At 55.5% G+C, this 23,531-nt stretch carries 24 protein-coding genes and 1 pseudogene; 16 read left to right on the plus strand and 9 right to left on the minus strand.

What is annotated here, in order from left to right; all coding sequences use genetic code 11:
* Positions 1-127: 127 nt before the first annotated feature.
* Positions 128-1,786 carry an acyl-CoA synthetase gene (locus tag AC6IY8_RS01990; protein ID WP_497777008.1) on the minus strand — a complete coding sequence of 553 codons (1,659 nt, stop codon included), beginning with the start codon at positions 1,784-1,786 and terminating at the stop codon, positions 128-130.
* Between the two features lie 219 nt (positions 1,787-2,005).
* On the opposite strand from AC6IY8_RS01990, the gene AC6IY8_RS01995 reads away from it, so the two are divergent.
* The 4 genes from AC6IY8_RS01995 to AC6IY8_RS02010 all read left to right on the plus strand — a co-directional run bounded on the left by AC6IY8_RS01995 (position 2,006) and on the right by AC6IY8_RS02010 (position 7,176).
* On the plus strand, positions 2,006-4,543 hold the full coding sequence (locus AC6IY8_RS01995) for a beta-glucosidase (protein ID WP_497777010.1): 2,538 nt from the start codon (positions 2,006-2,008) through the stop codon (positions 4,541-4,543).
* Between the two features lie 109 nt (positions 4,544-4,652).
* Positions 4,653-5,684, plus strand: coding sequence for a Gfo/Idh/MocA family protein (locus AC6IY8_RS02000; RefSeq protein ID WP_497777012.1), 1,032 nt, complete (start codon positions 4,653-4,655; stop codon positions 5,682-5,684).
* 145 nt (positions 5,685-5,829) lie between these two features.
* Positions 5,830-6,669: an XdhC family protein gene (locus AC6IY8_RS02005; RefSeq protein WP_497777014.1), complete on the plus strand. Its 840-nt coding sequence runs from the start codon at positions 5,830-5,832 to the stop codon at positions 6,667-6,669.
* Positions 6,670-6,702: 33 nt separating this feature from the next.
* Positions 6,703-7,176 carry an NUDIX hydrolase gene (locus AC6IY8_RS02010; RefSeq protein ID WP_497777016.1) on the plus strand — a complete coding sequence of 158 codons (474 nt, stop codon included), beginning with the start codon at positions 6,703-6,705 and terminating at the stop codon, positions 7,174-7,176.
* On the opposite strand, the gene AC6IY8_RS02015 is transcribed toward AC6IY8_RS02010, so the two are convergent.
* Positions 7,173-8,426, minus strand: coding sequence for an aminopeptidase (locus tag AC6IY8_RS02015; RefSeq protein ID WP_497777018.1), 1,254 nt, complete (start codon positions 8,424-8,426; stop codon positions 7,173-7,175). The genes AC6IY8_RS02010 and AC6IY8_RS02015 overlap by 4 nt on opposite strands.
* A 257-nt stretch (positions 8,427-8,683) precedes the next feature.
* On the opposite strand from AC6IY8_RS02015, the gene AC6IY8_RS02020 reads away from it, so the two are divergent.
* From AC6IY8_RS02020 to AC6IY8_RS02030, 3 genes are all read left to right on the plus strand, one after another.
* Positions 8,684-9,598: a DmsE family decaheme c-type cytochrome gene (locus AC6IY8_RS02020; RefSeq protein ID WP_497777020.1), complete on the plus strand. Its 915-nt coding sequence runs from the start codon at positions 8,684-8,686 to the stop codon at positions 9,596-9,598.
* Between the two features lie 75 nt (positions 9,599-9,673).
* On the plus strand, positions 9,674-12,262 hold the full coding sequence (locus tag AC6IY8_RS02025) for a hypothetical protein (protein ID WP_497777021.1): 2,589 nt from the start codon (positions 9,674-9,676) through the stop codon (positions 12,260-12,262).
* A 132-nt stretch (positions 12,263-12,394) separates the two neighbouring features.
* Positions 12,395-12,823 (plus strand): DUF1801 domain-containing protein, encoded by a 429-nt coding sequence (locus tag AC6IY8_RS02030; RefSeq protein ID WP_497777022.1) that lies wholly within the window; start codon positions 12,395-12,397, stop codon positions 12,821-12,823.
* 26 nt (positions 12,824-12,849) lie between these two features.
* Here AC6IY8_RS02030 and AC6IY8_RS02035 read toward each other — a convergent pair whose 3' ends face one another.
* A complete protein-coding gene (locus tag AC6IY8_RS02035) occupies positions 12,850-13,245 on the minus strand; it encodes a (R)-mandelonitrile lyase (protein ID WP_497777024.1) in 396 nt (131 codons plus the stop codon).
* Between the two features lie 404 nt (positions 13,246-13,649).
* On the opposite strand from AC6IY8_RS02035, the gene arsB reads away from it, so the two are divergent.
* From arsB to AC6IY8_RS02060, 5 genes are all read left to right on the plus strand, one after another.
* Positions 13,650-14,783, plus strand: a complete 1,134-nt coding sequence (arsB, locus tag AC6IY8_RS02040) for an ACR3 family arsenite efflux transporter (protein ID WP_497778596.1) — start codon at positions 13,650-13,652, stop codon at positions 14,781-14,783.
* 218 nt (positions 14,784-15,001) lie between these two features.
* Positions 15,002-16,249: an RNA polymerase sigma factor gene (locus tag AC6IY8_RS02045; protein WP_497777025.1), complete on the plus strand. Its 1,248-nt coding sequence runs from the start codon at positions 15,002-15,004 to the stop codon at positions 16,247-16,249.
* A 137-nt stretch (positions 16,250-16,386) separates the two neighbouring features.
* Positions 16,387-16,764, plus strand: a complete 378-nt coding sequence (locus AC6IY8_RS02050) for a YciI family protein (RefSeq protein WP_497777026.1) — start codon at positions 16,387-16,389, stop codon at positions 16,762-16,764.
* A gap of 105 nt (positions 16,765-16,869) precedes the next feature.
* A complete protein-coding gene (locus tag AC6IY8_RS02055) occupies positions 16,870-17,265 on the plus strand; it encodes a YciI family protein (protein ID WP_497777027.1) in 396 nt (131 codons plus the stop codon).
* Between the two features lie 51 nt (positions 17,266-17,316).
* Entirely contained in the window at positions 17,317-17,964 is a 648-nt protein-coding gene (locus AC6IY8_RS02060; RefSeq protein WP_497777028.1) for a dihydrofolate reductase family protein, read from the plus strand.
* A 24-nt stretch (positions 17,965-17,988) separates the two neighbouring features.
* Here the strand turns inward: AC6IY8_RS02060 and AC6IY8_RS02065 are convergent.
* Positions 17,989-18,150: pseudogene (locus tag AC6IY8_RS02065) on the minus strand (DUF4424 family protein); the annotation flags it as partial.
* 93 nt (positions 18,151-18,243) lie between these two features.
* Positions 18,244-18,579 (minus strand): DUF4424 family protein, encoded by a 336-nt coding sequence (locus tag AC6IY8_RS02070; RefSeq protein ID WP_497777029.1) that lies wholly within the window; start codon positions 18,577-18,579, stop codon positions 18,244-18,246.
* An 8-nt stretch (positions 18,580-18,587) separates the two neighbouring features.
* On the opposite strand from AC6IY8_RS02070, the gene AC6IY8_RS02075 reads away from it, so the two are divergent.
* From AC6IY8_RS02075 to AC6IY8_RS02090, 4 genes are all read left to right on the plus strand, one after another.
* Complete coding sequence (locus AC6IY8_RS02075; RefSeq protein WP_497777030.1) at positions 18,588-19,301, plus strand: RNA polymerase sigma factor; 714 nt, start codon at positions 18,588-18,590, stop codon at positions 19,299-19,301.
* The gene (locus AC6IY8_RS02080) at positions 19,298-19,549 is read left to right on the plus strand and encodes an anti-sigma factor family protein (protein WP_497777031.1); all 252 of its coding nucleotides are present in this window, start codon (positions 19,298-19,300) and stop codon (positions 19,547-19,549) included. The genes AC6IY8_RS02075 and AC6IY8_RS02080 overlap by 4 nt, the downstream gene beginning before the upstream one ends.
* Positions 19,550-19,644: 95 nt before the next feature.
* Complete coding sequence (locus tag AC6IY8_RS02085) at positions 19,645-20,103, plus strand: nucleoside 2-deoxyribosyltransferase (RefSeq protein ID WP_497777032.1); 459 nt, start codon at positions 19,645-19,647, stop codon at positions 20,101-20,103.
* 121 nt (positions 20,104-20,224) lie between these two features.
* The gene (locus tag AC6IY8_RS02090; protein ID WP_497777033.1) at positions 20,225-20,614 is read left to right on the plus strand and encodes a hypothetical protein; all 390 of its coding nucleotides are present in this window, start codon (positions 20,225-20,227) and stop codon (positions 20,612-20,614) included.
* Positions 20,615-20,886: 272 nt separating this feature from the next.
* Here the strand turns inward: AC6IY8_RS02090 and AC6IY8_RS02095 are convergent, their stop codons facing one another.
* From AC6IY8_RS02095 to AC6IY8_RS02110, 4 genes are all read right to left on the minus strand, one after another.
* Entirely contained in the window at positions 20,887-21,384 is a 498-nt protein-coding gene (locus tag AC6IY8_RS02095) for a haloacid dehalogenase type II (protein ID WP_497777034.1), read from the minus strand.
* 129 nt (positions 21,385-21,513) lie between these two features.
* Positions 21,514-21,924 carry an OsmC family protein gene (locus AC6IY8_RS02100; RefSeq protein WP_497777035.1) on the minus strand — a complete coding sequence of 137 codons (411 nt, stop codon included), beginning with the start codon at positions 21,922-21,924 and terminating at the stop codon, positions 21,514-21,516.
* Positions 21,925-21,986: 62 nt separating this feature from the next.
* Entirely contained in the window at positions 21,987-22,757 is a 771-nt protein-coding gene (locus AC6IY8_RS02105) for a cytochrome b/b6 domain-containing protein (protein ID WP_497777036.1), read from the minus strand.
* Positions 22,754-23,476 carry a molybdopterin-dependent oxidoreductase gene (locus AC6IY8_RS02110; RefSeq protein ID WP_497777037.1) on the minus strand — a complete coding sequence of 241 codons (723 nt, stop codon included), beginning with the start codon at positions 23,474-23,476 and terminating at the stop codon, positions 22,754-22,756. The genes AC6IY8_RS02105 and AC6IY8_RS02110 overlap by 4 nt, the downstream gene beginning before the upstream one ends.
* Positions 23,477-23,531: the final 55 nt, after the last annotated feature.

The raw sequence follows: 23,531 nt of genomic DNA on the forward strand, positions 1-23,531 counted from the left end.
TGTAGATAGTGCAACTCTACAATACAGAGTGGCTCGATTGCTTTCATCTGAAAAAGAGAAGATGGGACGGGAACCGACGCGCTGGGAGAGGCTCGTCAGTTCCCGCGTGAAGAGATGATGCGCTGGATCAGCTCTTGTTACTCTGAGCTTGTGAGGATGCGAGCGCTTTCGCGCCTTCGCGCAGTTTGTATTTTTGCAACTTGCCGGTAGAGGTTTTGGGCAGCGGGCCGAAGATTACGGTCCTGGGCACTTTGTAGTGAGCCATGTTCTCGCGACAGAACGCGATGATCTCCTCCGGCGTCGTGTTTTCTCCATCCTTGAGTGTAATGAAGGCGCAGACAGTTTCTCCCCACTTCTCGTCGGGGCGAGCCACCACGCCAGCCTCGAGCACAGCAGGATGGCGGTAGAGAACGCTTTCGACCTCGATGGTAGAGATGTTTTCGCCACCGGAGATGATGATGTCCTTGAGGCGGTCCTTTACCTCGATGTAGCCGTTCTCGTGGATCACGCCGAGGTCTCCGGTGTGGAACCAACCTCCGGAGAACGCGTCCTGTGTAGCTCGCTGGTTCTTGAGATATCCTCGCATGACGGTGTTTCCACGCATGAAGATCTCGCCCATGGTTTTGCCATCGGAAGGAACAGGTTTTACCGTGAGCGGATCACCAACCATTAATCCTTCGAGCGTGACATAGGGAACACCCTGGCGAGCCTTGAAGACTGCTTGCTGAGAGGCGGGCAAATCGTTCCACTCCTCCTGCCAGGCACAGACAGTGACCGGACCATAGACTTCGGTGAGACCGTACACGTGCGTCACCTCGAATCCCATAGCCTGCATCTTCTCGATGATTGCCGCGGGCGGAGCGGCACCGGCGGTCATCACCTGTACCCCTTTGGGAATCTCGCGACGCGCTTCGGGAGGAGCATTCAGCAGCATGCCCATGACGATCGGCGCGCCACACATGTGAGTGACATTGTGGTCCGCGATGGCGTCATACATGCCCTTGGCCGTGACCTGCCGCAGGCAAACGTGCGTGCCGGCCATGGCTGTGATTGTCCAGGGGAAACACCAGCCATTGCAGTGGAACATAGGCAATGTCCAGAGGTAAGTAGGGAAGTGCGGAATGGCTTGCGTGAGGATGTTGCCAATCGCGTTGAGGTACGCGCCACGATGATGATAGACCACTCCCTTGGGATTCCCCGTGGTCCCGGACGTGTAGTTGAGAGAAATGGCCTGCCATTCGTCCGAGGGTAGCTGCCACTCATCGTGTGGATCACCGTCGCACAATAATTGTTCGTAGTTCAATGCGCCGAGGAGTTCGCCATTCTTTCCGAGCGGGTCATCGATGTCGATGACGAGGGGTCGGCGTTCGAGAAGCTTCAGAGCTCGTCCCACCACGCCGGAGAACTCGCGGTCGGTGATCAGCACCTTCGTCTCGCTGTGCTGGAGGATAAAAGCAATCGATTCGGCGTCGAGCCGGATATTGAGCGCATTGAGAACGGCGCCCGACATGGGCACGCCGAAGTGAGCCTCCAGTAGCTCTGGAATATTGGGCGCCATGACTGCAACGGTATCGCCGACACCGATGTTTCGACGCTTTAGGGCAGAAGCCAGGCGAACGCAACGTTCATAGGTCTGGTGCCATGTGCGGCGAAGTTCACCGTGCACTACGGCAGTCCTGTCTGGGTGCACAGAAGCGGTGCGGCGAATGAAAGTTAGAGGGGAGAGAGGTACGTAATTCGCTGGATTCTTATCAAGATCGACTTCGTAGGGATTCGGGTTTGACATGCCGTCTCCTCGGCCCCACATGGGCAGGTGCAAGAGAGTATGTCAGCGAGTCTGAATTGTCAAAAATGGTTTACTAAAGCGCTTGAATTCCTTTGCATAACGGAATATTACTTACACGTGAGCTGAATTCAATTCACAAGGCCATGATGGCTGACTCCGTCAGCGGTTATGCCTGCGCTCTTCTTCAAAATCCTAAGCGCATTATCTTTTGGAGGAACTATGGTTCACCCCACGCGAACCCAGCCGATGTGTGCGGTGCTTCTGCTCATCGTGCTCTTCGCATCATCTGCGTTCTCGCAGTCGGCTCCCGTAGGCGACGCGGAAAGCCGTGCCGAGGCCATCCTGAAGCAGATGACCCTGCAGGAAAAGATCGATTACATTGGAGGGACCGACGGGTTCTTCATCCGCGAAATTCCGCGGCTGGGCGTTCCCCGCATCAAGATGGCGGATGGTCCAATTGGCGTGCGCAACTTCGGTCCTGCAACCACAATGGCCGGGGGCATCTCGCTGGCTGCAACGTGGAATCCTGAACTGGCTGCAAAGGTCGGTGCAGAGATCGGTCGGGACTCGCGCGCAAAGGGCGTGCACTTTCTCCTTGGCCCGGGCGTGAATATCTATGTCGCTCCGATGAACGGACGCAACTTCGAGTACCTGGGGGAGGATCCGTTCCTCGCATCGCGTATTGCAGTGAACTATATCAAGGGAATGCAGGCGCAGGGTGTAAGCGCAACCATCAAGCATTTCATGGCCAACAACTCGGAGTTCGACCGTCACAATGTGGACGCGAAAATTGACGAGCGCACGATGCGTGAGATTTATTTGCCAGCCTTTGAGGCCGGTGTAAAAGAGGCAAAAGTCGGCGCCATCATGGACTCGTACAATCTTGTGAATGGCGAGCACATGACGCAGAACGGCTACTTGAATACCACCATTGCGCGCAAGCAGTGGGGCTTCAAAGGCGTGATGATGTCTGACTGGACCGCAACTTATGATGCGGTGGCGGCAGCAAATGGCGGACTCGATCTCGAGATGCCGTTTGGGCTCATGATGAACCGTAAGAATCTGGAACCGGCGATTCAGCAGGGCACGGTGAGCGTGGCTACGATTGATGAGAAGGTACGGCATATTCTGCGCACTGCAATCGAGTTTGGCTGGCTTGATCGGGATCAGACTGACCTCACAGTATCGCGATACAACCAGCAGGGAAGTGCAGTGGCGCTGGAAGCCGCTCGGCAATCAGTAGTACTGCTGAAGAACGAGCGAGCGATGCTGCCTCTCAAGCGCGAGCAGATCAAATCGATCGCCGTAATTGGCCCCAATGCTTATCCCGCGGTTCCCGTTGGCGGCGGAAGCGCGCGCGTTGAGCCGTTTGCGTCTGTGAGCCTGCTGCAAGGAATCGGAAAGCTCGCGGGTGATCGCGTAGCCACCTACTACGAACGCGGAATTCCGAGTCGCACCGAACTGGCGGAAAAAACCAATTTCCGCACGGATGAGAGCGGAAAGACACCGGGGCTGAAGGTCGAAATTTTCGATAATCCTGAGCTGTCTGGGAATCCTGTTTTGACTCGCACGGAAACTCACCTGAGCCGCGACACGGGGATTGAAGCAGCTTCTGCTGGTACATCCAAGGGATTGTCGGTTCGCTGGAGTGGATTCTATGTCCCTGAACGCGAAGGCAATCACTACATCTTCGTACAGGGACCAGGAGAAGGTGGAGGGTACCGGCTCTTTGTCGATGGCAAGGCTGTGATCGACAACTGGCGCGGATCGTATGCTCTTGGTGCTCAGACCTCGGTGGCACTATCGGCGGGACCGCACAAGATTGTTCTCGAACAGTACCGCACGCGGAAGTTTGATCGCTCTCGGCTGCGCCTGGGTATCGTGCGCGAAGGCACGCTTGTGGACGCGGCGACGAAGGCGATTGCGGCAAAGTCGGATGCTGTGGTGATCGCTGCAGGGTTCGATGCTGAGACTGAAAGCGAAGGCGCCGATCGCACGTTCGCTCTCCCGTTTGGACAGGAAGAGTTGATCCGCGAGATCGCAGCCGTGAATAAGAAGGTCGTCGTCGTGGTAACCTCGGGCGGCGGTGTGGATCTGAGCAATTTTGCGGATCGCGTCCCTGCGCTGATTCAGTCCTGGTATCCGGGACAGGAGGGTGGAACTGCGCTGGCCGAGATTATCTTCGGCGATGTGAACCCTTCCGGGCGCTTGCCCATTAGCATCGAGCGGAAGTGGGAAGACAATCCGGCGCATGCCAGTTACTATCCGCCGCCGGGAAGTCTGCAGGTGAACTACGCCAATGGAATCTTCGTTGGGTATCGCGGATACGAGCACAACAAAGTGACCCCGGCGTTTCCGTTTGGCTTTGGGCTGTCGTACACGAGTTTCAAATACGAACATCTCGATGCCAAGCCGGTGAATAAGCAGGGATCGACTCTGTTCGAGGTTTCGTTTGACGTCACCAACACGGGAGCCCTTGCCGGAGCAGATGTCGCGCAATTGTATGTTGGCGATAAGCACTCTAAAATCGCGCGTCCTGAGAAGGAGTTGAAGGGATTTGCGAGAGTGTCGCTTCGTCCGGGCGAGACTCAGCATGTGACCATTCCTCTGGATGCGCGCTCGTTCTCCTATTACGACGTGCAGGCTAAGAAGTGGCACGCCGAAGCCGGAGATTTCGATGTTCTCGTCGGTCGTTCGAGCGCGGACATTGAACTTAAGGGCAAGGTGAAACTGCAGCAGTCCATTAAAGCTGACTAATGCAGAAATGAAACACGTGATGAGAGGGCGGCCCGCGAGGCCGCCTCTTTTCATGCTTTCGGAAAAGATGTTTGTCGCAAGCGTGCGCTGTTCTATGATTTGGGGCGATATGATCCGCTACGGAATTGCTGGATTTGGACTTCATGCAGCGAAGCGCCTGATGCCGGGCTTCGCTGGAGCGCGGAATTCGAGAGCCGTTGCGCTATCGCGTCGCAACATCTCGCAGGGCAACATTGATGCCGCAGAGTTTGGAATTGAACACGTTTACCAGACCACGCGCGAATTGTGTGAGTGTCCCGACGTGGACGCCGTGTTTGTCGCGAGTCCAAACTTAATTCACCTGCAGGATGTACTCACGGCAATCGAATGTGGCAAGCACGTGCTGTGCGAAAAGCCGATTGCAATGAATGCAGGTGAAGCCGAACAGATGGTCGATGCGGCACGAGAGAAAGGTGTGCTGCTTGGAGTGGCGCAGTGTTTCCGATTCTGCGAGAGCGTGATTCAGATTCGCGACTTGGTGCAGCGCGGCGAGATAGGACGCGTTGTCAGCATTCGTGCCGATTTCAGTTTTCAGGGGACAGGGTCGGCGAGGCGGTGGCTTTACGATTCGGTGCTTGCAGGTGGAGGTCCGATTGCCGACGTGGGAGTGCATTGCATCGATGCAATGCGATTCATCGTCATGGATGAGCCAATCAACTGCTCGGCGGTAACCTCGCAGGATGAGCAGTCGGGAACCGTGGAGGCTTCAGCGATGCTCTCGTTAAGATTCAGCAAGGGAGCTTTGGGAAACAGCTTCGTATCGTTCAGGGCTCCGTACCGGACGATTGTTGATGTGCTTGGGACCGAAGGCGGCATCGTCGCTGAGTCGGGGTTGAACGTGGATCGTCCCGTGTCGGTGGTCGTTACGACAGTGGCTGGAAGGCATACGTTCGAAGTATCCAACAACGACGCCTACTCAAGACAGGCGGATGCGTTCTCGGCTGCGGTCGCCGGTAAAAGCCAGTTTCCGGCGACAGGAGAAGACGGATTGCAGAACCAGAGAATCCTTGATGCGTTTTATCGCAGCGCACGAACAGGTCAGGAAGTGGAACTCGCGCCAACGTCGATGGACACGAAAGCTCATTGCAAAGTAGTGGAATAGCAATACAGATTTAAGCCGATTCAGGGTTCCGAGGGATGCTCGGGCGGCGTCGAGTATCCTGTCTATGGCATTGTGCGGCGGGCGCTCCCCTTAGGCTGAAAAGCAATACTGAGCGCCATCGAGCAGATGAAGGAATAGATCCGTCATGGATATCTACCAGGAAATATGCAATCTTCAGCGCAAGGGAAGGCGCTGTGCGCTGGCGACGATTATCAACGTCAAAGGCTCGATTCCGTCCACGACGGCGGCGAAGATGCTGGTGCGCGATGACGGATCGATCCTTGGAACCATCGGCGGCGGTTGCGTAGAAGATGAAGTTCGAAAGGGGGCGATGGAGGTGATGAAGCAAGAGAAGCCGAACACATTTGAGTTCAACCTCGATCAGAACCCTGATGACGATAGCGGCCTTGTCTGTGGCGGCTCGATGCAGGTGTTTGTTGAGCCAGTGATTCCCGCGCCGCTGCTTTATGTCTTTGGAGCTGGTCACGTTGGGCTGAATATTTATAAAGTCGCACTGCTGGCAGGATTCCAGCCTGTGATCGTGGACGACCGTGCGACCTATGCAAATCGTGAACGTTTTCCAGAAGCGCTCGATGTACATGCCGGCGATCTTGAACGCGTCATGGCACAACTCGATCCCCCAGAGACCTCTTTTGTCGTGATCGTGACCCGAGGACATCGTCATGATCTGACAGTGTTGCGTTGGGCAATTGAGACCAAGGCTCGCTATGTGGGAATGATCGGTTCATCACGGAAAGTCCTGACCCTTTACGAGAAACTGGAGAGAGAGGGCTACGCGCCAGAGAGCTTCGAGAGCGTTTACGCACCTGTTGGTCTAGACCTCGGAGCGGTCACGCCAGAAGAGATCGCGGTTTCCGTAGTGGCGGAACTTATTGCCGTTCGCCGGAAATCGAATGTTCCGCAGGCACACTGCAGGAATCGCATTCGGAAGAATAGCCCTGTCCGAACTGATCAGCAGAGATAAAGTATTGCAAGAACACGCCAGAGAGCGAGCGAGATGCCAAGGCAAAGCGCAGGAATTCTGATGTATCGGCAAACTCAGGGAGAACTTGAGGTATTGCTGGTACATCCTGGTGGACCCTTCTGGGCGAAGAAAGACTACGGCGCATGGTCTATCCCCAAGGGTGAGTACCAGCAGGGTGAAGATGCATTGGAAGCAGCGTGCCGCGAGTTTACGGAGGAAACCGGATTTGTCGCGCAAGGTGCATTTATTGAGCTAGGCAGCATCAAGCAGACAGGGGGAAAAGTCGTTACCTCGTGGGCGGTGGAAGGAGACTGCGACCCCGCTCTTATCCGGAGCAACGAATGTGAGATCGAATGGCCACCGCGTTCTAGGCGCCTGATCACAATACCCGAAGTGGATCGAGGCGCCTGGTTTTCCATTTCAGAAGCGAGAGAACGGATACTTAAGAGTCAGCAGCCGTTTCTCGAGCTTCTCGAAAGAGAGTTGTCACAACGAAAGTCGACCTAGACCCATTCGCCTTTCCGCATTAAGGGCTCCACGATTCCCGACGCCGTGACTCCATCCACATCGAGCTCTCCCGAGCCAATCATCCAATCAACGTGGATCAGGCTTTCGTTCGCTCCCTTGGCAGCAAGCTCTTCGCTCGATAACTTGTCGCCATTGCGAACGCACCCGCTGTAGGACTGTCCGAGAGCAATATGTGACGCGGCATTCTCATCAAACAGGGTGTTGAAAAACGTAATGCCGCTCTTCGCAATTGGCGAGGAGTGCGGCACCAATGCCACCTCTCCCAACCGGCGCGCGCCCTCATCGGTGGCGATCAGTTGTTCGAGCACCTGCTGACCTCTGCTGGCGCGAGCTTCGACGATCTGTCCGCGCTCGAAGCGAACGTGTATGTCCTCGATCATCGTGCCTTGATATGAGAGCGGCTTGCTGGCGGTCACTGTGCCATCGGCGCGATCTTTGTGCGGAGTGGAAAACACTTCCTCGGTAGGGATGTTGGGAATGCAATAGACGCCGTTGCCCGCGGTCGTCCCGCCTCCAACCCAAAGGTGGTCATCGGCCAGACCGAGGCGGAAATCAGTTCCAGGCCCACGATACTGCAATGCTGCAAAGCGCTTCTCGTTCAGGTGCGCTGCACGTTTATGCAGGTCGGCGTCGTGCTTCTTCCAGGCCTCGACAGGCTCGTCGTAATTGAGTCGCGAGGTTTCAAAAATTGCTTCCCATAGTTTCAATAAAGCAGCATCTTCCGGGTCTCCCGGAAACATCGCACGCGCCCAGGCTGGTGTGGCGCTGGCGACGATTGTCCAATTGATTTCGTGACGTGCGATCAGCTCAAGCGCAGGCCGGTAGGCTTTCGACGTGGCACGATTGGCGCGGCTCACCTTTTCTGTGTCTTCATTGGAGAGCAGCAGAGGGTCAGCTCCTGTAATGGCCAGCCGGGCCGCACCGCTTTTGAAAGCCGCCGCCATGCCCTCATACAGCCAGTTCGGTGCACTGTCGAATGTCTCGTCGTGCCCGTTTCTGTACCGCATGAGAGTCGCAATATCATCGGTAAACAGAGTAGTAACCAGCGAAGCGCCAGCACGGTAGGCTTGCTCTGTGATGCGCCTCGCCAACGGTACTGAGTCGAGCGAGGCAGTCATAACCAGTTCCTGCCCGGGCCTCAATCCGAGTCCCACTTTCACTGCCACTTCGGCAAGCTGGTCGATCTTCTTTTCGAGAGTTGATTCCGTTTTAGTCAGCGTCGTTGCCATGCCTCAATTAGATGCGATGTATGTCGCGGAAGCAAGTGGGGTGGCAATTGGCAAGCCAGCACAGAATGGTCTGCTCCATTTCGGTTCACTGACCAAAACAGAATTCGCCTTCACGCATTATTCAAGCTCAGCTCCTCATTCGTAATGCGCGAACGGAAGCTGCCGCCGATGATGAGATTGCTGCTATTACAAATGGCTTTTTGAGAACTATCTCAGGCCACCTGTGTGCGCAGTAATTTCGTTCAATAGGAGCTAGGATGAGAGCTACACAGATCCTAAAGCGCCTGCCAGTCACGTCATTAGCAATCGCTTTCATGTTCATCGGACTCACCGGCAATTCGCTGGCGATCAACAAGAACACACCAGACACCAAGGGTGCAGGCGGCGCACACTTCGTAGGCTCGGACACCTGTAAAGGATGCCACGAGGCGCAGTTCAAAAACATCGACGCTTCCCCGCATTTTCGCCTGAATAACACGACACAGAGCAAGGATTTCCATGGTTGCGAATCCTGTCACGGCGCAGGTTCGGCGCACGTCGAAGGCGGTGGGGACAAAACGAAAATCTTCACCTTCAAAGGCGTCAGCGCAGACAAGGTGAATGAAACCTGCCTGCAATGTCATCAAAGCTCACACGAGCGGGCGAACTTCACGAGATCCGACCATGCGCGCGCAGGCGTCAGTTGCACTGGATGCCACTCGCCCCACACCCCGCGCAGTGAAAAGGCTCTCCTGGTGCAAAAGCAGCCGGACTTGTGTTTCAGCTGCCATCAGCAGGCCAAGGCGGATTTCGAAAAGCCATTCCATCACAAGGTGAACGAGGGGATGGTCCAGTGCTCCGATTGCCATAACGCGCATGGCACGACCGATGCTAAACAGCTTCGCCGCACGGCTGATGGACAAGAGTCCTGCTACAAGTGTCACGCCGACAAGCGCGGTCCTTTCCTGTACGAACACTATCCGGTAAAGTCTGAGGGCTGCTCGACCTGCCATACACCGCACGGCTCGACCAATCCGCGAATGCTTACCCGTGCACGCGCTAACTCCATGTGCCTGGAGTGTCACCAGAACTTCTACAACTCGCCACACCCGCAAAACACAAAAAGCCAGGCTTGCGTGATGTGCCACACGGCTATCCACGGCTCAAATGCCAGCAACGTCCTGTTCAGGTAAATGGAGGAAGACATGGGGAGCAATGAAACAAATTCCATGCGCCCTTCGATCACCTGGGCGCAAAAGGGGAGTTGCATGAAACGCATCTTTGTAACGCTTTTAGGATTGGCACTATTCACCGTTAGCGGACTTGCGCAAACCTCCGAGGGTGAAGGCAAGGTCGTGAATGGCTACACGGTTCAGAACTCTGTGGAAATCGGCGGCAGGATCACAGGCGTTGGCGGCAACTCCGACATGTACAACACGATGGAGAACCTGCATACCGGCGTTCGTCTTCTTGATCAGTCTCTGACGATGCGCTCGATGAACCACAAGGGTAGTTATTTCGACGAACTGTGGTTTACCAGCTTTGGGTACGGCGGTGATCCGCAAGACGGAACTCGTCTTCGAATGTACAAGAACAAGATTTACGATTTCAATTCGACTTTCCGCAGCGATAAGAACTATTACAACGACAACTATCTCGACAATCCTTACAACACTCCAGCCAGCCTGGGCGGCTACGTTGTGTGGAACCAATCGATTCATTCCATGAATACTCGCCGTGACCTGGGTGACTTCAGGCTGACCTTAGTGCCGGAATCCGCTGTTCGGCTGCGGCTCGGATACTCGCGGAATGTGAATGAAGGCAATGCCCTTTCCTCCTTCCATGAAGGTACGGAGTTGTCGCTGGCCGAGAGTTTCCGCAGCCGCCAGGATCAATATCAGCTTGGCGTCGATGTGAAGGTTCTCCCGCGAACGACCCTCAGTTACGATCAGTTTTACGATCACAACAAGACCGACAATTCCTTCGCGAACAATCCGACTGGCTTGTTCTACATCAACACTGGCACGTCCTCGGCTCCTATTTATCAGCAGGTAGATATTGGAGCAATCTACAGCACCTATTACGGGCAGCCGTGCGCCAATTCGCCGTCGAGCCCGATTGTCACCGTGGTGAACGGACGCAATGTGGTGAAGACAGGCGTTGGCTCATCGGCATGCAACATGTATTTTGGTTTCCGCCGCTCAGGGCCGACCAGAGCCAATTTCCCCACCGAGAAGCTTTCGCTGATCTCCGATTATTGGAAGAAGCTCAACCTCTACGCGTCGGGTGATTACAGTTCGGCGACCAACAAAACCAACTTCCTCGAAACTGCGGATGGATTTGTAGGACGCACGAGCGAACGCGGCTTTTCCTTCAGCGGCCCTGGCAGTGTTCGCCTGTTGTCGGCCAATGCCGACTTGGGTGCTACATTCCACATCAGCGATAGCTGGTACATCAGCAATCAACTGAAGCACACCAATTGGCGTATTCCAGGTACATGGGACATGACCAGTGCCTCGTGCGGTCCGGTCGGAACGGCGAGCATCCTGTCGCCCATTGGAACGCTGAACAATCCTTACTGCGCGCAACTGGGTAGCACGAACACGGTGTCCACGGCGGCGGGTTTGAATTCTTCATACACGAATGACCTGTGGAGTCTGCTGCATACGAACAAGCGTACGGCGGACACGACTCTGCTCGGCTGGGAGCCCAATCGCCGCTTTGGAGCCCATGTTGGTTTCCGCTATGCAACTCGAACCGTTGCGTACGGGAACTACACCACCGGAACTACGACCACTCTGTCGAGCATTGGTGTTCCCACGACCTCTGCAAGCGCGGACGCTGCGAATGAACTCTATCCCGAAACCGATCATGAGAAGGCGGGCCTCGTCGGAGTCGTTGTGCGTCCGACGGATCGTTGGAAGATCAATGGTGACGTCGAGCTCGCCTACATCGATCATCCTGTAACAGCCATCTCGCCTGCGCACGCACAGGTTTACAAACTGCGCAGTGACTATCGCCTCGCGAAGTGGGGAACAGTTGCTGCATTCGTAAGTATCAATGAATCGCGCAACAGCTACTTCTCAAACGATTTCGCGTTGGCGAAGATCAACGCGAATCCTGTGCTGACGGGCACACCTACCTGGGTTGCGAATCCCGTGACTCCGGTTCGACACATGGACCACAACCGCAATTACGGCCTGAGCGCAACCCTGCGTCCGGCTGAGAAGGTCACACTGGACTTTGGCTGGACGTATCAGGATGTATTCTCAACCGGCGGAAGTTGTATTCCGATGACGCTTGCGATTGTGCCTCAGGGCGGCCAAATCTCGCGGTGTCCTGCGGCATCGACCTCGGGAACGGCATTCACGGCGGAAGGCGATCCTTACAATCCGACCTCCAACTTCAACGGAATTCCGGCGGTGCTGCGCTATGAGCAGAACACGAATACCGGGTATGTCAATGTAATCGTGAAACCGGCAAATCGCGTTGCCTTACTCGTAGGCTACGACATCAGCAGCAACAGCGGAGCGAACACCTGGCTGCGGGGCGATACTCTTGCACCCTTCATGGTTCCGGTCGATTCAAATGGAAACGTGATCTATGCAGGAAACACTCTCGCCGGAGCGCAAGTGGGTTATACTCCGGGGCCGAATCCTGCAGTGTCGCTCGGGCCTCTCGGGCTGAACTGGCACCTGCCATCAGCCGGAGTGGAACTGGGGGTCGCGAAAAATCTGGCTTTCCGGGGTATGTGGCGCTATTACGGCTACAACGAGAAGTCGACCCCTGGAATCTATATTGCATCGCGTGATTTCCACGCCAACACAGGAACCCTTTCGCTGCGTTACTCTTTCTAGTCGGCGAAATCGCAGCCTGAACCATCTGAAGCGGGAGAGCATCACAGTTTGTGATGACTCCCGCTTCACAGCACGCCGAGACTATCGCGCCTTGCGCAGGTGTCGGCACGTCGCGCGAGATTGGAGCTGCTCATGAACAAAGTTGTATCGGAGGAATCCGCTGCCGCGTTGATTGATCAGAAGATCAAGGAACTTGGGGACTGGCGCGGGGAGACGCTTGCGAAGGTGCGCGCAATTGTTCAGGCTGCGGATCCTGAGATTGTCGAAGAGTGGAAGTGGATGGGAACTCCCACCTGGTCACATGCCGGGATCGTGTGTACAGGCGAGGTGTACAAGAACGTCGTCAAGATGACATTCGCCAAGGGAGCTTCGTTGGACGATCCTGCAGGCCTGTTCAACTCCAGCCTTGACGGAAATGTCCGGCGCGCCATTGATATCCACGAAGGGGAGAAGATCAATGACGCAGCCTTGAAAGATCTTATTCGCGCCGCAGTGGCACTCAATCTGAACGGTAATAACAAGCCGAAGCCAAGAGCCACGAGCCGCAAGCGGGCGAACTAGCTCACTTGCCCATACAAACGGAGACTCTAGCGTTTGTATTGCGCCTCGCTCACGTGCTCCATCCAATCTACGGCCTTTCCATTTAGGACTTCCTGAACGGCAATGTGAGTCATGGCTGTAGTGGGCGTGGCACCATGCCAATGCTTTTCACCTGGCGCGAACCACACGACGTCTCCGGGCCGGATCTCTTCGATCGTACCGCCCTCGAGCTGCGCCCAGCCCAGGCCTGAAGTGACGATCAGCGTCTGTCCCAGCGGATGCGTGTGCCACGCGGTTCGAGCGCCAGGCTCAAATGTTACGTGTGCACCGCTGACGCGTGCCGGTTCGGGTGCCTGAAAAAGTGGATCGATCCGAACCGTCCCCGTAAACCAATCCGAAGGTCCCTTGGCAGAGGATTGTGACCCAACTCGCTTGATCTCCATCCTGTATATCCTTTCTATTCAAACAAAATGCCCGTCGTGCGCTATTCAATCCCGACTGCTCTCGTTTTTAGCTTCCTTGCATTAGACGCAACTCTTGGGGTGACGGCTCCTCGCACAGGGAATCTGTCACAAAGTTGAACAACCGTCCTAAATTGGTGTTCCAACTTGGAGCGGATCTGACTCTAGCGGATTCTTGTACTTCACTCTGCTACTAGTTAAAGGGCATACATCGACAACAGATCCTTTGCGTTGTGCCGAGTTTGGCAGGCTTTCGATAAATGTCTTAAATCCCTTCTGTTTTGGTCCGCAAATTGCGATATTGAGATGCTGTTGAAGCCTGTGTTCGAGCCCGATTTGCGTATTTCCGAGACTTCAATCAAGGAGATCAGAAATTGGATAGATCCGTGGTCGGTAGGTTGGGGTTCATTGATCGTTATCTTACGGCTTGGATTTTCGCCGCTATGGCAGTTGGTGTTGTATCCGGATGGCTCGTACCCGGCATTGTTCCACTCCTGAATCGCCTCAGCGTAGGCACAACATCCATTCCCATTGCTGTTGGGCTTGTTGTAATGATGTATCCACCATTTACAAAGGTCCGCTACGAAGAGTTGCATCTCGTATTTCGCGACAAGCGAGTGCTGCTACTCTCGCTCGTGCAAAACTGGCTTATTGGGCCAGCCCTCATGTTCGTATTGGCTGTCGTATTCCTCCGCGCGTACCCGGAATACATGGCGGGGCTGGTCATGATCGGGCTGGCTCGCTGCATCGCTATGGTGATTGTCTGGAACGAGCTGGCAAAGGGTGACTCTCAATACGCTGCGGGCTTGGTGGCATTCAACTCGCTGTTCCAGGTGTTCTTCTACTCCGTCTATGCTTGGATCTTCGTGACCGTTCTTCCGGCCAAGCTGGGACTGCATAGTACAGTCGTGAATATCTCAATCGCGGAAATCGCGAAGAGTGTCTTCATCTATCTTGGAATCCCTTTCCTTGCTGGACTGGTTACGCGCACCGTCCTCGTTCAGGCTAAAGGTCGCCAATGGTATGAGAGCAGCTTTGTTCCCAGAGTCAGCCCACTGACGCTGATTGCATTGCTCTTCACCATCGTCGTTATGTTCTCTCTCAAGGGAGAGTACATCGTTCGCCTACCTTTGGATGTCGTCCGTATTGCGGTTCCTCTTCTTATCTATTTCGTGGTCATGTTCCTGGTTTCATTCTTCATGGGAAGGAGACTCGGTGCTGGCTACGCAAAAACCACGACTCTAGCATTCACGGCTGCTTCGAACAATTTCGAACTTGCGATTGCGGTTGCCGTCTCCGTTTTCGGCATCAATTCCGGAGCCGCGTTTGCGGCTGTAATTGGACCTCTGGTGGAAGTGCCGGTAATGATTGCTTTGGTAAACGTCGCGTTTTATTTCCAACGCCAGTACTTCAAAGACTCAGCGACAACAGGGTTGCATTTCCAATCTCGCCCTGAGCCTTTTACGAGCGAAGATGATCTCGACCCCGTAGCTCAGAACGTGAGAGAAGAAACTTTATAAGAACGCAATCGTGATCTCCTCCTGAAGAAAATGGGGCACTCATCTGTGCCCCATTCGCCGTTGCGCTCATGTAGCCTTCTTGCAGGTTCGCGTAGCGACGAACGGAGCAGCCGGGAATCTCACCATTTCGCAGAGTCTGTGGAACCCAAGTAGCCGTGGGTAGAGGATTCCCGGGAGGCAGTTGTCTCCTGCGCCTCAGGTTTGCTAGGTTGGCGTACATGCCTGGGCCTGTGTCCGAACAACTCAGCAAGGTTATTGAGACTCTTTACCGGTCGGAATCAGGCCGCGTTCTGGCGACGCTGGTGCGCCTGCTGGGAGATTTAGATCTGGCCGAAGAGTCCATGCACGAGGCCTTTGCTGCCGCTCTGGAGTCTTGGCCTAAGATCGGTATTCCGGACAAGCCTCGCCCATGGCTCATATCAACGGCACGTTTCAAAGCAATCGACGTTATGCGCCGACGGGCGCGCCTGGATGAAGCGCAGCGAGATCTTCTTGCCTACATGGAATCGCGCGTCAACGACGCTCCCTATGTGAATGAAGAGATCGAGGACGATCGCCTCCGCTTGATATTCACCTGCTGTCATCCTGCTCTGCCTCCGGAAGGACAAGTCGCGCTCACTCTTCGCGAGATATGTGGCCTCACAACAGAGGAGATTGCGCGCGCATTTCTGGTTACGCCGGCAACGCTCGCACAACGTATCGTCCGCGCCAAGGCAAAGATTCGAGAGGCATCGATTCCCTACGAGGTTCCAACGCCGCAGGAGTTGCCGGAACGACTGGGTGCGGTCCTTCAAGTCATCTATCTCGTTTTCAACGAGGGCTACTCGGCTGCAGCGGGAACGGAGATGACGCGGGCCGAGTTAACCGCCGAGGCGATTCGACTGGGCCGCATGCTGGCCGAGCTCCATCCAGAGCCGGAGATCATTGGACTGCTTGCTCTGATGTTGCTGCAAGAATCCCGCCGCGCTGCGAGGACCTCTCCGGCGGGAGAACTGATTCTGCTAGCGAATCAAAACCGCTCACTCTGGAACCGCGAACAGATCGTGGAGGGAGTGGCATTGGTAGAGAAGGCGCTGCGGTCCGGACGCTTCGGCCCTTACACACTGCAAGCCGCGATTGCGGCAGTTCATGCCGAGGCGGAGTCGGCTGCGGCAACTGACTGGCACCAGATCGTTGCGCTCTATAACCAGTTGGTGCGAATTCAGCCTTCGCCAGTCGTTCATTTGAATCGTGCTGTGGCGATTGCCGAGCGCGATGGGCCAGAAGCCGGTCTGGCACTCATCGAGTCACTATTGGCACAAGGTGAATTGGCGAATTACTACCTTGCGCATTCAGCCCATGCAGAGTTGTGTCGCAGGTTGGGCAAAACCGCCGAGGCTCGCGCTTCTTATGAAAAAGCCCTGGCGCTGACCCAACAGGAACCGGAGCGGCAATTCCTGCAAGCGCGTATCCGGCAGTTGAAATAAAAGTTGAAATAAAAAATCGAGTGGCTGTCGATTTTCCATCTCCCCAACGACTATAGGACAAAAGAAACGATGAGCTGCGGTTCCTAGGAGGAAACGAGCCATCGGGAACGAGCCTCAGAAAACAAGGAGAAAAAGTCATGCCACAGTATCTGGTTGCTAACTACCTTCCCGACAACTTCGATCCGTCCACTGTAACCGAAGCGATGATGGAAGAAATCCACGCGCTCAACCGCGAAATGATTGCTGCTGGCGTCAGGAAGTTTGCCTGTGGCATTGCCTCGGCTGACAACGCGAAGACGTTGCGAAAGCAGCCCGATGGCAAGGTGCTCATCACCGACGGGCCATACACCGAGACCAAGGAGCACATGGGCGGATTTTGGATACTTGAATGCGCTGATATAAACGAGGCACTTGCCTGGGCGAAAAAGGGTGCCGTCGCCTGCGATGTACCGGGCGAAGTGCGCGAGCTCCTCTTCTTTCCGGCTCCGGAACAACAACACGCCGGAAGCAAGTGAAACCCCGCAGTGACTGCAGGCTCCAGACGCGCGCCAAAAAGACGACGAAGTGCCGTCGCAACGCTCTGCTGTCGGCTCAACCTAAGGAACGAAGAGGAGAAGAGCATGAAATACATCTGTTTCGGCTACTACGACAAAGACAAATTCGACGGCATGAAGGAAGTCGAGCGAAACGCCCAGTTCGATACATGCTTTGAATACGACGATCATCTGCGAAGCAACGGGCATTTTCTCGCCGGAGAAGCACTTCAACCCGCGGAAACCGCGTTGACGCTGTATTGGAAAAACGGCAAAGTCGCGACAACGGACGGTCCCTATGCGGAAACCAAGGAGCAACTCGGAGGCATTCTAGTGCTTGAGGCGCGAGACATGAATCACGCGATTCAGCTCATCTCGCAGCATCCAGGCTTGAAATATGGGCCGTGGGAGATTCGGCCAGCTGCCGACCTGAACCAGATGATTGCGGAAAGCGAAAAGCGTCGCAAGCACGCCGCGCGATAGCAGTTCCGGCAAGAATCGAGCATCCAGTACGGCAATCGGGAGAATGGACAGATGCAAAAAGTTCGGGTCGCAGGATTTAGTGTTTCGTTCGACGGGTTCGGCGCGGGAATCGAGCAGAGCTTGGACGATCCACTCGGCAAACAGGGGACTGAGATATTCCAGTGGTATTTCCATACTCATTCATTTCGCTCAATGCACGGGCAAGAGGGTGGATCGATCGGGGACATAGATGACGAATTTGCTCAGCGTGCGATGGACAACTTTGGCGCTTTTATTCTCGGTCGCAACATGTTCGGACCGGTGCGTGGTGCGTGGCCGGACGATTCATGGAAGGGCTGGTGGGGTGACGACCCGCCTTATCACGCGCCAACATTCATTCTGACGCACCACGAGCGTGAACCTCTCGAAATGAACGGCGGTACGACTTTCTACTTCGTTACGGGAGGAATCACTGAGGCACTGGAACTCGCGAAGAAAGCTGCAGGTAAGAGGGACGTCAAGATCGGAGGCGGAGTTTCGACAGTGCGTCAGTATCTCCAGGCTGGATTGATCGACTCGCTTCACATTGCGTCTGCGCCTGTCCTCCTCGGCCAAGGTGAATCGCTCTTTCATGGTCTGGACCTGCGCGCACTTGGATTTTCTGTTACTGGCCACAAGGCTTCCGAATACGCGACTCACCTCGTCTTGGAGAGGGTCTAAGGCGAGCCTATGCCGCGTCAATTCGTAGCGGGTTGGGCCGACGCGCTGGAGTTCGGATGTACATGTCACGAGTATGTCGTCTGGGCTGTCGGTTGAGACCGAGAGATGGAAGTTTCGGATGGGCCCTTTCCAGTTGTTCGCGGTGAGGATGCATTCGATTCGCCGCTCGTGCAAGGCAATTTCAATTTGCGGCGCTTGTTTTCAGCAAGCTTTATTAGCGCCCCGTGAGCGGCTTCAGAAGAACGTTCACCGGAAGTCCTGCGGCAGCGAGGCGAGGCGTCATGTCACGGCCGTTGCGGAAGGCTCGGGCCCCTCCATACGTGAGGTGACTGGCTGGCCATTCGAGCGCACGGCAAATTGAACGAGGTTTCTCTGCATCTCACTGGGGAGTTCGATAGACTCGCTGCCGACCGTGCCGCCATCGAGATCGGGAAGCGGGAAAGATACCATCGCCTCGATGTCGTTGTCCGTTGTATTGCGGAAGATGGAACGAACAGTGATCCTGTGGGCAGAGATGTGAAGATCCTCTGATTCCATGATGATTTGATTTGACTTGATGGGAATCAGCCCACCGGCGCCGAGCGTAACGATTTCATACTTTATTCTCGGCAGCATGTAACTTTATGCCGAGGTATGGAGTCTCTCTTATTGTTGAGATGAATGCACGCACAATTGCCGGAAATGTTGGTGAGCGGACCGCGGCAGCAGCCGAGACCTCAGCTCACGAAGCCTCGATCATTGCGCGCATCCTTGCCGGGGAGCGCGAACTGTTTCACGAACTGATCCGCCCCTACGAGCGCGGACTCTACGTCGCTGCCTACTCGATCTTGCAGAACGAGGCCGATGCCGAAGATGTAGCGCAGGAGTCGGTGATCAAAGCCTACAAGGGGCTCAAGGGGTTCCGCGGCGACGCGAAGTTTAGAACCTGGCTGATGGCGATCACCTTGAACGAAGCGCGCAGCCGCCTTCGGCAGACCAAGGGAGATCAGCTCGACTCTCTCGATGATTGCGCAGAAGATCACGGCGATTACACGCCATCGGTGCTCGCCGACTGGCGTTACATTCCGTCTGAGCAGTTGGAGCGCAAGGAACTGCGGCAGGCGCTGCAAGAGGCAATGGCGCGGCTCTCGCCAGAGCATCGTGAGGTGCTGATCCTGCGCGATGTCAGGGGTATGAGCATCACCGAAACTGCGGAGGCAACTGGAGTGAATGAAGGGCTGGTCAAAGTGCGACTGTTCCGTGCACGGCTTTCCATGCAGAAATTGCTCGTGCCGAAGTTGGCGCCGAAGCAGCGTGGACTGATAGGCTGGCTTACCCGGAAAGCCGGTGACAGATGAAAATTGATTGCAAACACGTATGGTCGCAGGTTTCCGACTACATCGACGGAACGGTCACGTCGCAGGAGCGGGAGGCTATTGAACGCCACTTGGCAAACTGCCGCCATTGCTCAGCAGTGATGGACTCCACACGCAACATTTTGGTGCTGGTGGGCGATGCGCGGACCTTTGAAGTTCCTGTGGGCTTTGGTGAGCGCTTGCACAACCGTCTGCAAGAATCGATCGATGCTATGGAGACACAAGAGTAGAGTTGCGGATGCACCACAGACTCCATCTTGGCGAAGCGTCCCTTTGAATGTTGTAGCATGAGTCATCCTCACTTATGCTGCTGGATACTACCTCTATGAAGATCTACTTCGGGTTTACTGTGGCTGGAAACCGATCCACCGTTGAAACAGCGCGCCGGGTCGTACAACTTCTGGAAGGGGCTGGTCACGAGGTGCTCACTCGACATCTGGTCGACGACAACGCCTGGGAGAAGGATCGACTTATCACGCCGCAAGAGATATTTGCGAGAGACATGAAGTGGCTTCAGGAATGCGACCTCTTCATTGCGGAAGTCTCTGGATCATCATTCGGTGTTGGCTTCGAGACGGGATACCTTCTCGGCTCAAGCCATAAGAAGGCGATACTGTTCTTCCGGCGCGAGATTGAGAAAAGCATATCCCTGTTGATCACCGGAAACACGCACCCAAACTGCACCCTCGTACCGTATGACAATGAAAATGAAGTCGAGAATTTTCTCCGAGACGGTCTCAGTTCGGGATCCTGGCACGTTGAAGCGATAGCCGGATCAGCATAGCTTTTGAGCGGGTGTTTCTCTTTGAGGAAAGGCAGCGCATGACTGCCTTCGATTTGCGAAACCCCTGAAGAAAGATGCACCTTGCCGAATGTGCGTATAAAGTGCGAGAGGAGAGGGAACATTGCGAGGCATCTTGATCGGCTGGGCTTCCCTGGCGCTTGCGACCGTGCAGGCAATTTGCGTTGCAGCAGTCGCGCTTAGCGGCATGCGCGTGGTGCTTGGCATGACGTCGCTGCTGGCCGCCGGTGCAGTTGGGCCCGCACATGGATTCCACCGCAACGCGCTGCGCCTGCCCATCTTGTGGATTGCCGGTCTTCTCGCGGCGCTCAACCTACTTCTACTCTGGAACGAGGGTCGCATTCGCCGCAGTCCATCGGCACAGTGGCGCCTGCAACCGCTCACTTCCCGCCAACGCCGCGGCAGATGGATGCAACTGGGCACCTCAGTTGCATCTCTGGTGTTAATTCTCGCCGAAGTCGTCAGCCACCCTTGGTTCCACATCGAGCACTGAACGCAAGCCGAGTGAACGAGTTAAGAAGATATCGTCCCCAGAAGATCAGCGCCTTGGGTCTGATCTGATACCCGCTTTTCGGTCAGCCCAGTACGATATCCGGTAACTCGGCTAAAGAGGCAATTTGAGCGTCAGGTGTCTCCGGGATACGTTCAAGCTCTTGGCCGAAGCGGTTGCACCACAGCACGCGGAGGCCAAACGCTTTGGCGGAGTATGCATCCCAGCCGTTGGAAGACAGAAAGCAGATGTGGTCCGCAGCCACGTTGAGCCGCTCACAGGCGAGCCCGTAGACCGCGGGGGTGAGGCTTGTAGATCTTCACTTCTTCCACCGACAGCACGGCATCGAGCAGCCCGGCGATTCCAGCGTTGGCTGCCGCGGCCGCAAGCATGGAGGGTGTCCCGTTGGAGAGAATTGCGACCTTCATGCCCGCGGCCTTCAGGCGCTTCAAGGTTGCGAAAACCTCCGGGTATGCGCTCAGAACCAGATATAGATTCAGCAGCCGCTCCCGCAGCGCCGAATCTTCCACCTTCACCGTCGCCATCGCGAAGTCGAGGGCCTCGCCCGTCACCTGCCAAAAATCGGCGTGGCGTCCGCCGAGGCCGCGCAGCCAGGTGTATTGCAATTGCTTGGCGCGCCACAGTTCGGCAAGCGGTTGCCACTTTTCGCCCAATGAGTCCTGCTCGGCACGCGCCGCACTGCTGACGTCGAATAGCGTGCCGTAGGCGTCAAATACGCAGGCCTCAATGCCATGAAGTTTCAGCGTTATCATCCGGAATCTTCCTGTTCATCGGTAAACTCAGCAAAGCGACCGCAGCGAAGAGCAGGAAAACAATTCTCGGCTCTTCTAAGCAGTGGGACAGGTTCGAGTCCCGCTTCTATTATCTCTTTCCTGAGCTCCTCACACCGCCGCGCCAATCCTTACCTTCAGTTCCATCTTGTCCTTCAGCGTATTGACAATGATGCAGCCCTTCTCAGCGACCTCTACCAGCTTTTCGAACTGCTCGCGCTCGGCGTAGTTCGCTGATACCAGCAGTTCCACGGCTGCGAAGCGCGTGGGCGAGTCCACGATCGTGCCGGTCACCTCAACCTGCAGGCTGGAGATGTCGGCGCCGCGCGCCTTGATCGCCGCCAGCAGGGTACTGCTAAAGCAGCCTCCTATGGCAGTGAGGAACAGTTCTCCGCCCATCGGCCCCGCGTCGTGGCCGCCCTTGGCTTCCGGACGATCGACCGGCACCCGGTGCCTGCGGATCTCGGCCTCTGAGCCGGAATCCGAAGTTTGCCTGATTTGTATCTTCATCTCATCTGCCATGTCGCCTCCGGTCTCCCTAGCGATTCGATGCTCTGCATAGTTGGTACGCCAAGACCAGAAACCTATCCCCCATGGTCTGCATCGGCATCAGGCTCCTGTATATACTGCGGCTCCTTCTTCCAGCCGAAGACCATAGAGGCGAAATTATCCCATCCGTGGATTGCGACCATCAGCAGGTGTCCAGGAAGGAACGCCCAGAGCCCGCACATCGCAGCGAAGTGCCAAATCCTGGTGAGGCGAAAACCTCCAAGCAGGAATGCGATGTACTTCAACTGGACTGGCTTATACAGAACGAGGCCCGTGAGCATGGATAGTGCTCCGAGAAACAGGGCCGTCGTGTAAGCGAGTTTTTGCAAAGGATTGTAAGGCTCGAACTCTTTGGGCTTTTTGGCAAAGAAGAAATAGTGCTTCACCATCGGCCAGACGCCGCGAATGTCTCGCACGTGGAACAACACCGTGAGGTAGTGTCCGGTTAGAAATTCATAAAGAACATAGGCAATCCCGCTCCCCATGAAGAGCCACATGAATGTGAAGTGCCACTGCAACGCTCCGCCCAACCATCCTCCCAATCGCAAGCCAGCGGGGGGCACGACCAGTGTGTGTTGGGGAACTTTGGAGCCAAACGATGGAAATACACGAAAGATCTGCAGTCCGCTCATCGAAAGTACAACAATGGTGATTGCAGCGATCCAGTGAGCGAGGCGCACGATTGTCGGATGCTCATATACCGCCCGCACCTTCTCCCGCGAGGTCACGACGAAGCTCTTAACGCGGAGATGACTTAGATTGAGTTCGGAGCTGACTTTGGCCTTCGCCGTCTGTGCATTTCTCATAATCCACCGAACCAGCTATATCCCTGATCTTCCCAGTAGCCGCGTTTCGCTTTAAGGACACTCGTGACACGAAGTGTTTCCAGGTATTTCGCCTGTTTGTATCCCAGCTTCGTCGGCATCTGCAACCGCAATGGAGCGCCGTGTCCTCGATCCAGAGGCTTGCCATACATCTCATAACAGAGCAGAGACTGCGGATGAAGTGCGCTCTCCATGTCAATGGACTCGTAGTAGTCATCCGAGCACTCGACTTCGACAAAGCGTGCAGAGGCAGAAGCGCCAACAGAGCGCAGGAAGTCACCCATCCTCGCACCGCCGAAATTGCCGATCACATCCCAACCCTCGACGCACACGTGCCGGGTGTTCTGGCTCACCTTCGGAAGCGCCATGATCTGCGAGAGCTTGTATTCGCCAGGGCGCGAGACATCACCTTCAACAGTCAAGGTCCATTGTCCCAAATCAACTGCAGGATCAAGGACGTTGAAGTAGTTATAGGGAAACTTGCTGAATGGAACCACTTCCGTATCGGAAAACGTAAGCTTGCCGTGACGGTTGAACAAAGCTGCCGAGCCTCCGTCACTGAATCCAAGACCGCCCTCCAGCAAGGCACTACGAACTCGTGGAAACAACAGTCCGCCAGCCAGCAGCAACGGCGACATCTTGAGCAACTCGCGCCTTCTTGCGCTTCGCAATTCATTCTGAGGCTTGTTTTCATCTGCCATCGCTTTGCTCCTAACAGTGAAGCCAGTACTCGAACGAACAGCGATAGTAACGGCA

The sequence above is a fragment of the Koromonas soli genome, assembly GCF_059726265.1.

Coding starts and splice junctions, on each gene's coding strand:
- AC6IY8_RS02110 (WP_497777037.1), bottom strand. CDS start 23,476: ATGGCAGATGAAAACAAGCCTCAGAATGAATTGCGAAGCGCAAGAAGG.
- AC6IY8_RS02000 (WP_497777012.1), top strand. CDS start 4,653: ATGATCCGCTACGGAATTGCTGGATTTGGACTTCATGCAGCGAAGCGC.
- AC6IY8_RS02020 (WP_497777020.1), top strand. CDS start 8,684: ATGAGAGCTACACAGATCCTAAAGCGCCTGCCAGTCACGTCATTAGCA.
- AC6IY8_RS02100 (WP_497777035.1), bottom strand. CDS start 21,924: ATGGCAGATGAGATGAAGATACAAATCAGGCAAACTTCGGATTCCGGC.
- AC6IY8_RS01995 (WP_497777010.1), top strand. CDS start 2,006: ATGGTTCACCCCACGCGAACCCAGCCGATGTGTGCGGTGCTTCTGCTC.
- AC6IY8_RS02055 (WP_497777027.1), top strand. CDS start 16,870: ATGAAATACATCTGTTTCGGCTACTACGACAAAGACAAATTCGACGGC.
- AC6IY8_RS02070 (WP_497777029.1), bottom strand. CDS start 18,579: ATGCTGCCGAGAATAAAGTATGAAATCGTTACGCTCGGCGCCGGTGGG.
- AC6IY8_RS02015 (WP_497777018.1), bottom strand. CDS start 8,426: ATGGCAACGACGCTGACTAAAACGGAATCAACTCTCGAAAAGAAGATC.
- AC6IY8_RS02105 (WP_497777036.1), bottom strand. CDS start 22,757: ATGAGAAATGCACAGACGGCGAAGGCCAAAGTCAGCTCCGAACTCAAT.
- AC6IY8_RS02025 (WP_497777021.1), top strand. CDS start 9,674: ATGAAACGCATCTTTGTAACGCTTTTAGGATTGGCACTATTCACCGTT.
- AC6IY8_RS02005 (WP_497777014.1), top strand. CDS start 5,830: ATGGATATCTACCAGGAAATATGCAATCTTCAGCGCAAGGGAAGGCGC.
- AC6IY8_RS02075 (WP_497777030.1), top strand. CDS start 18,588: ATGCCGAGGTATGGAGTCTCTCTTATTGTTGAGATGAATGCACGCACA.
- AC6IY8_RS02010 (WP_497777016.1), top strand. CDS start 6,703: ATGCCAAGGCAAAGCGCAGGAATTCTGATGTATCGGCAAACTCAGGGA.
- AC6IY8_RS01990 (WP_497777008.1), bottom strand. CDS start 1,786: ATGTCAAACCCGAATCCCTACGAAGTCGATCTTGATAAGAATCCAGCG.
- AC6IY8_RS02095 (WP_497777034.1), bottom strand. CDS start 21,384: ATGATAACGCTGAAACTTCATGGCATTGAGGCCTGCGTATTTGACGCC.
- AC6IY8_RS02050 (WP_497777026.1), top strand. CDS start 16,387: ATGCCACAGTATCTGGTTGCTAACTACCTTCCCGACAACTTCGATCCG.
- AC6IY8_RS02045 (WP_497777025.1), top strand. CDS start 15,002: ATGCCTGGGCCTGTGTCCGAACAACTCAGCAAGGTTATTGAGACTCTT.
- AC6IY8_RS02035 (WP_497777024.1), bottom strand. CDS start 13,245: ATGGAGATCAAGCGAGTTGGGTCACAATCCTCTGCCAAGGGACCTTCG.
- AC6IY8_RS02085 (WP_497777032.1), top strand. CDS start 19,645: ATGAAGATCTACTTCGGGTTTACTGTGGCTGGAAACCGATCCACCGTT.
- AC6IY8_RS02030 (WP_497777022.1), top strand. CDS start 12,395: ATGAACAAAGTTGTATCGGAGGAATCCGCTGCCGCGTTGATTGATCAG.
- AC6IY8_RS02060 (WP_497777028.1), top strand. CDS start 17,317: ATGCAAAAAGTTCGGGTCGCAGGATTTAGTGTTTCGTTCGACGGGTTC.
- AC6IY8_RS02080 (WP_497777031.1), top strand. CDS start 19,298: ATGAAAATTGATTGCAAACACGTATGGTCGCAGGTTTCCGACTACATC.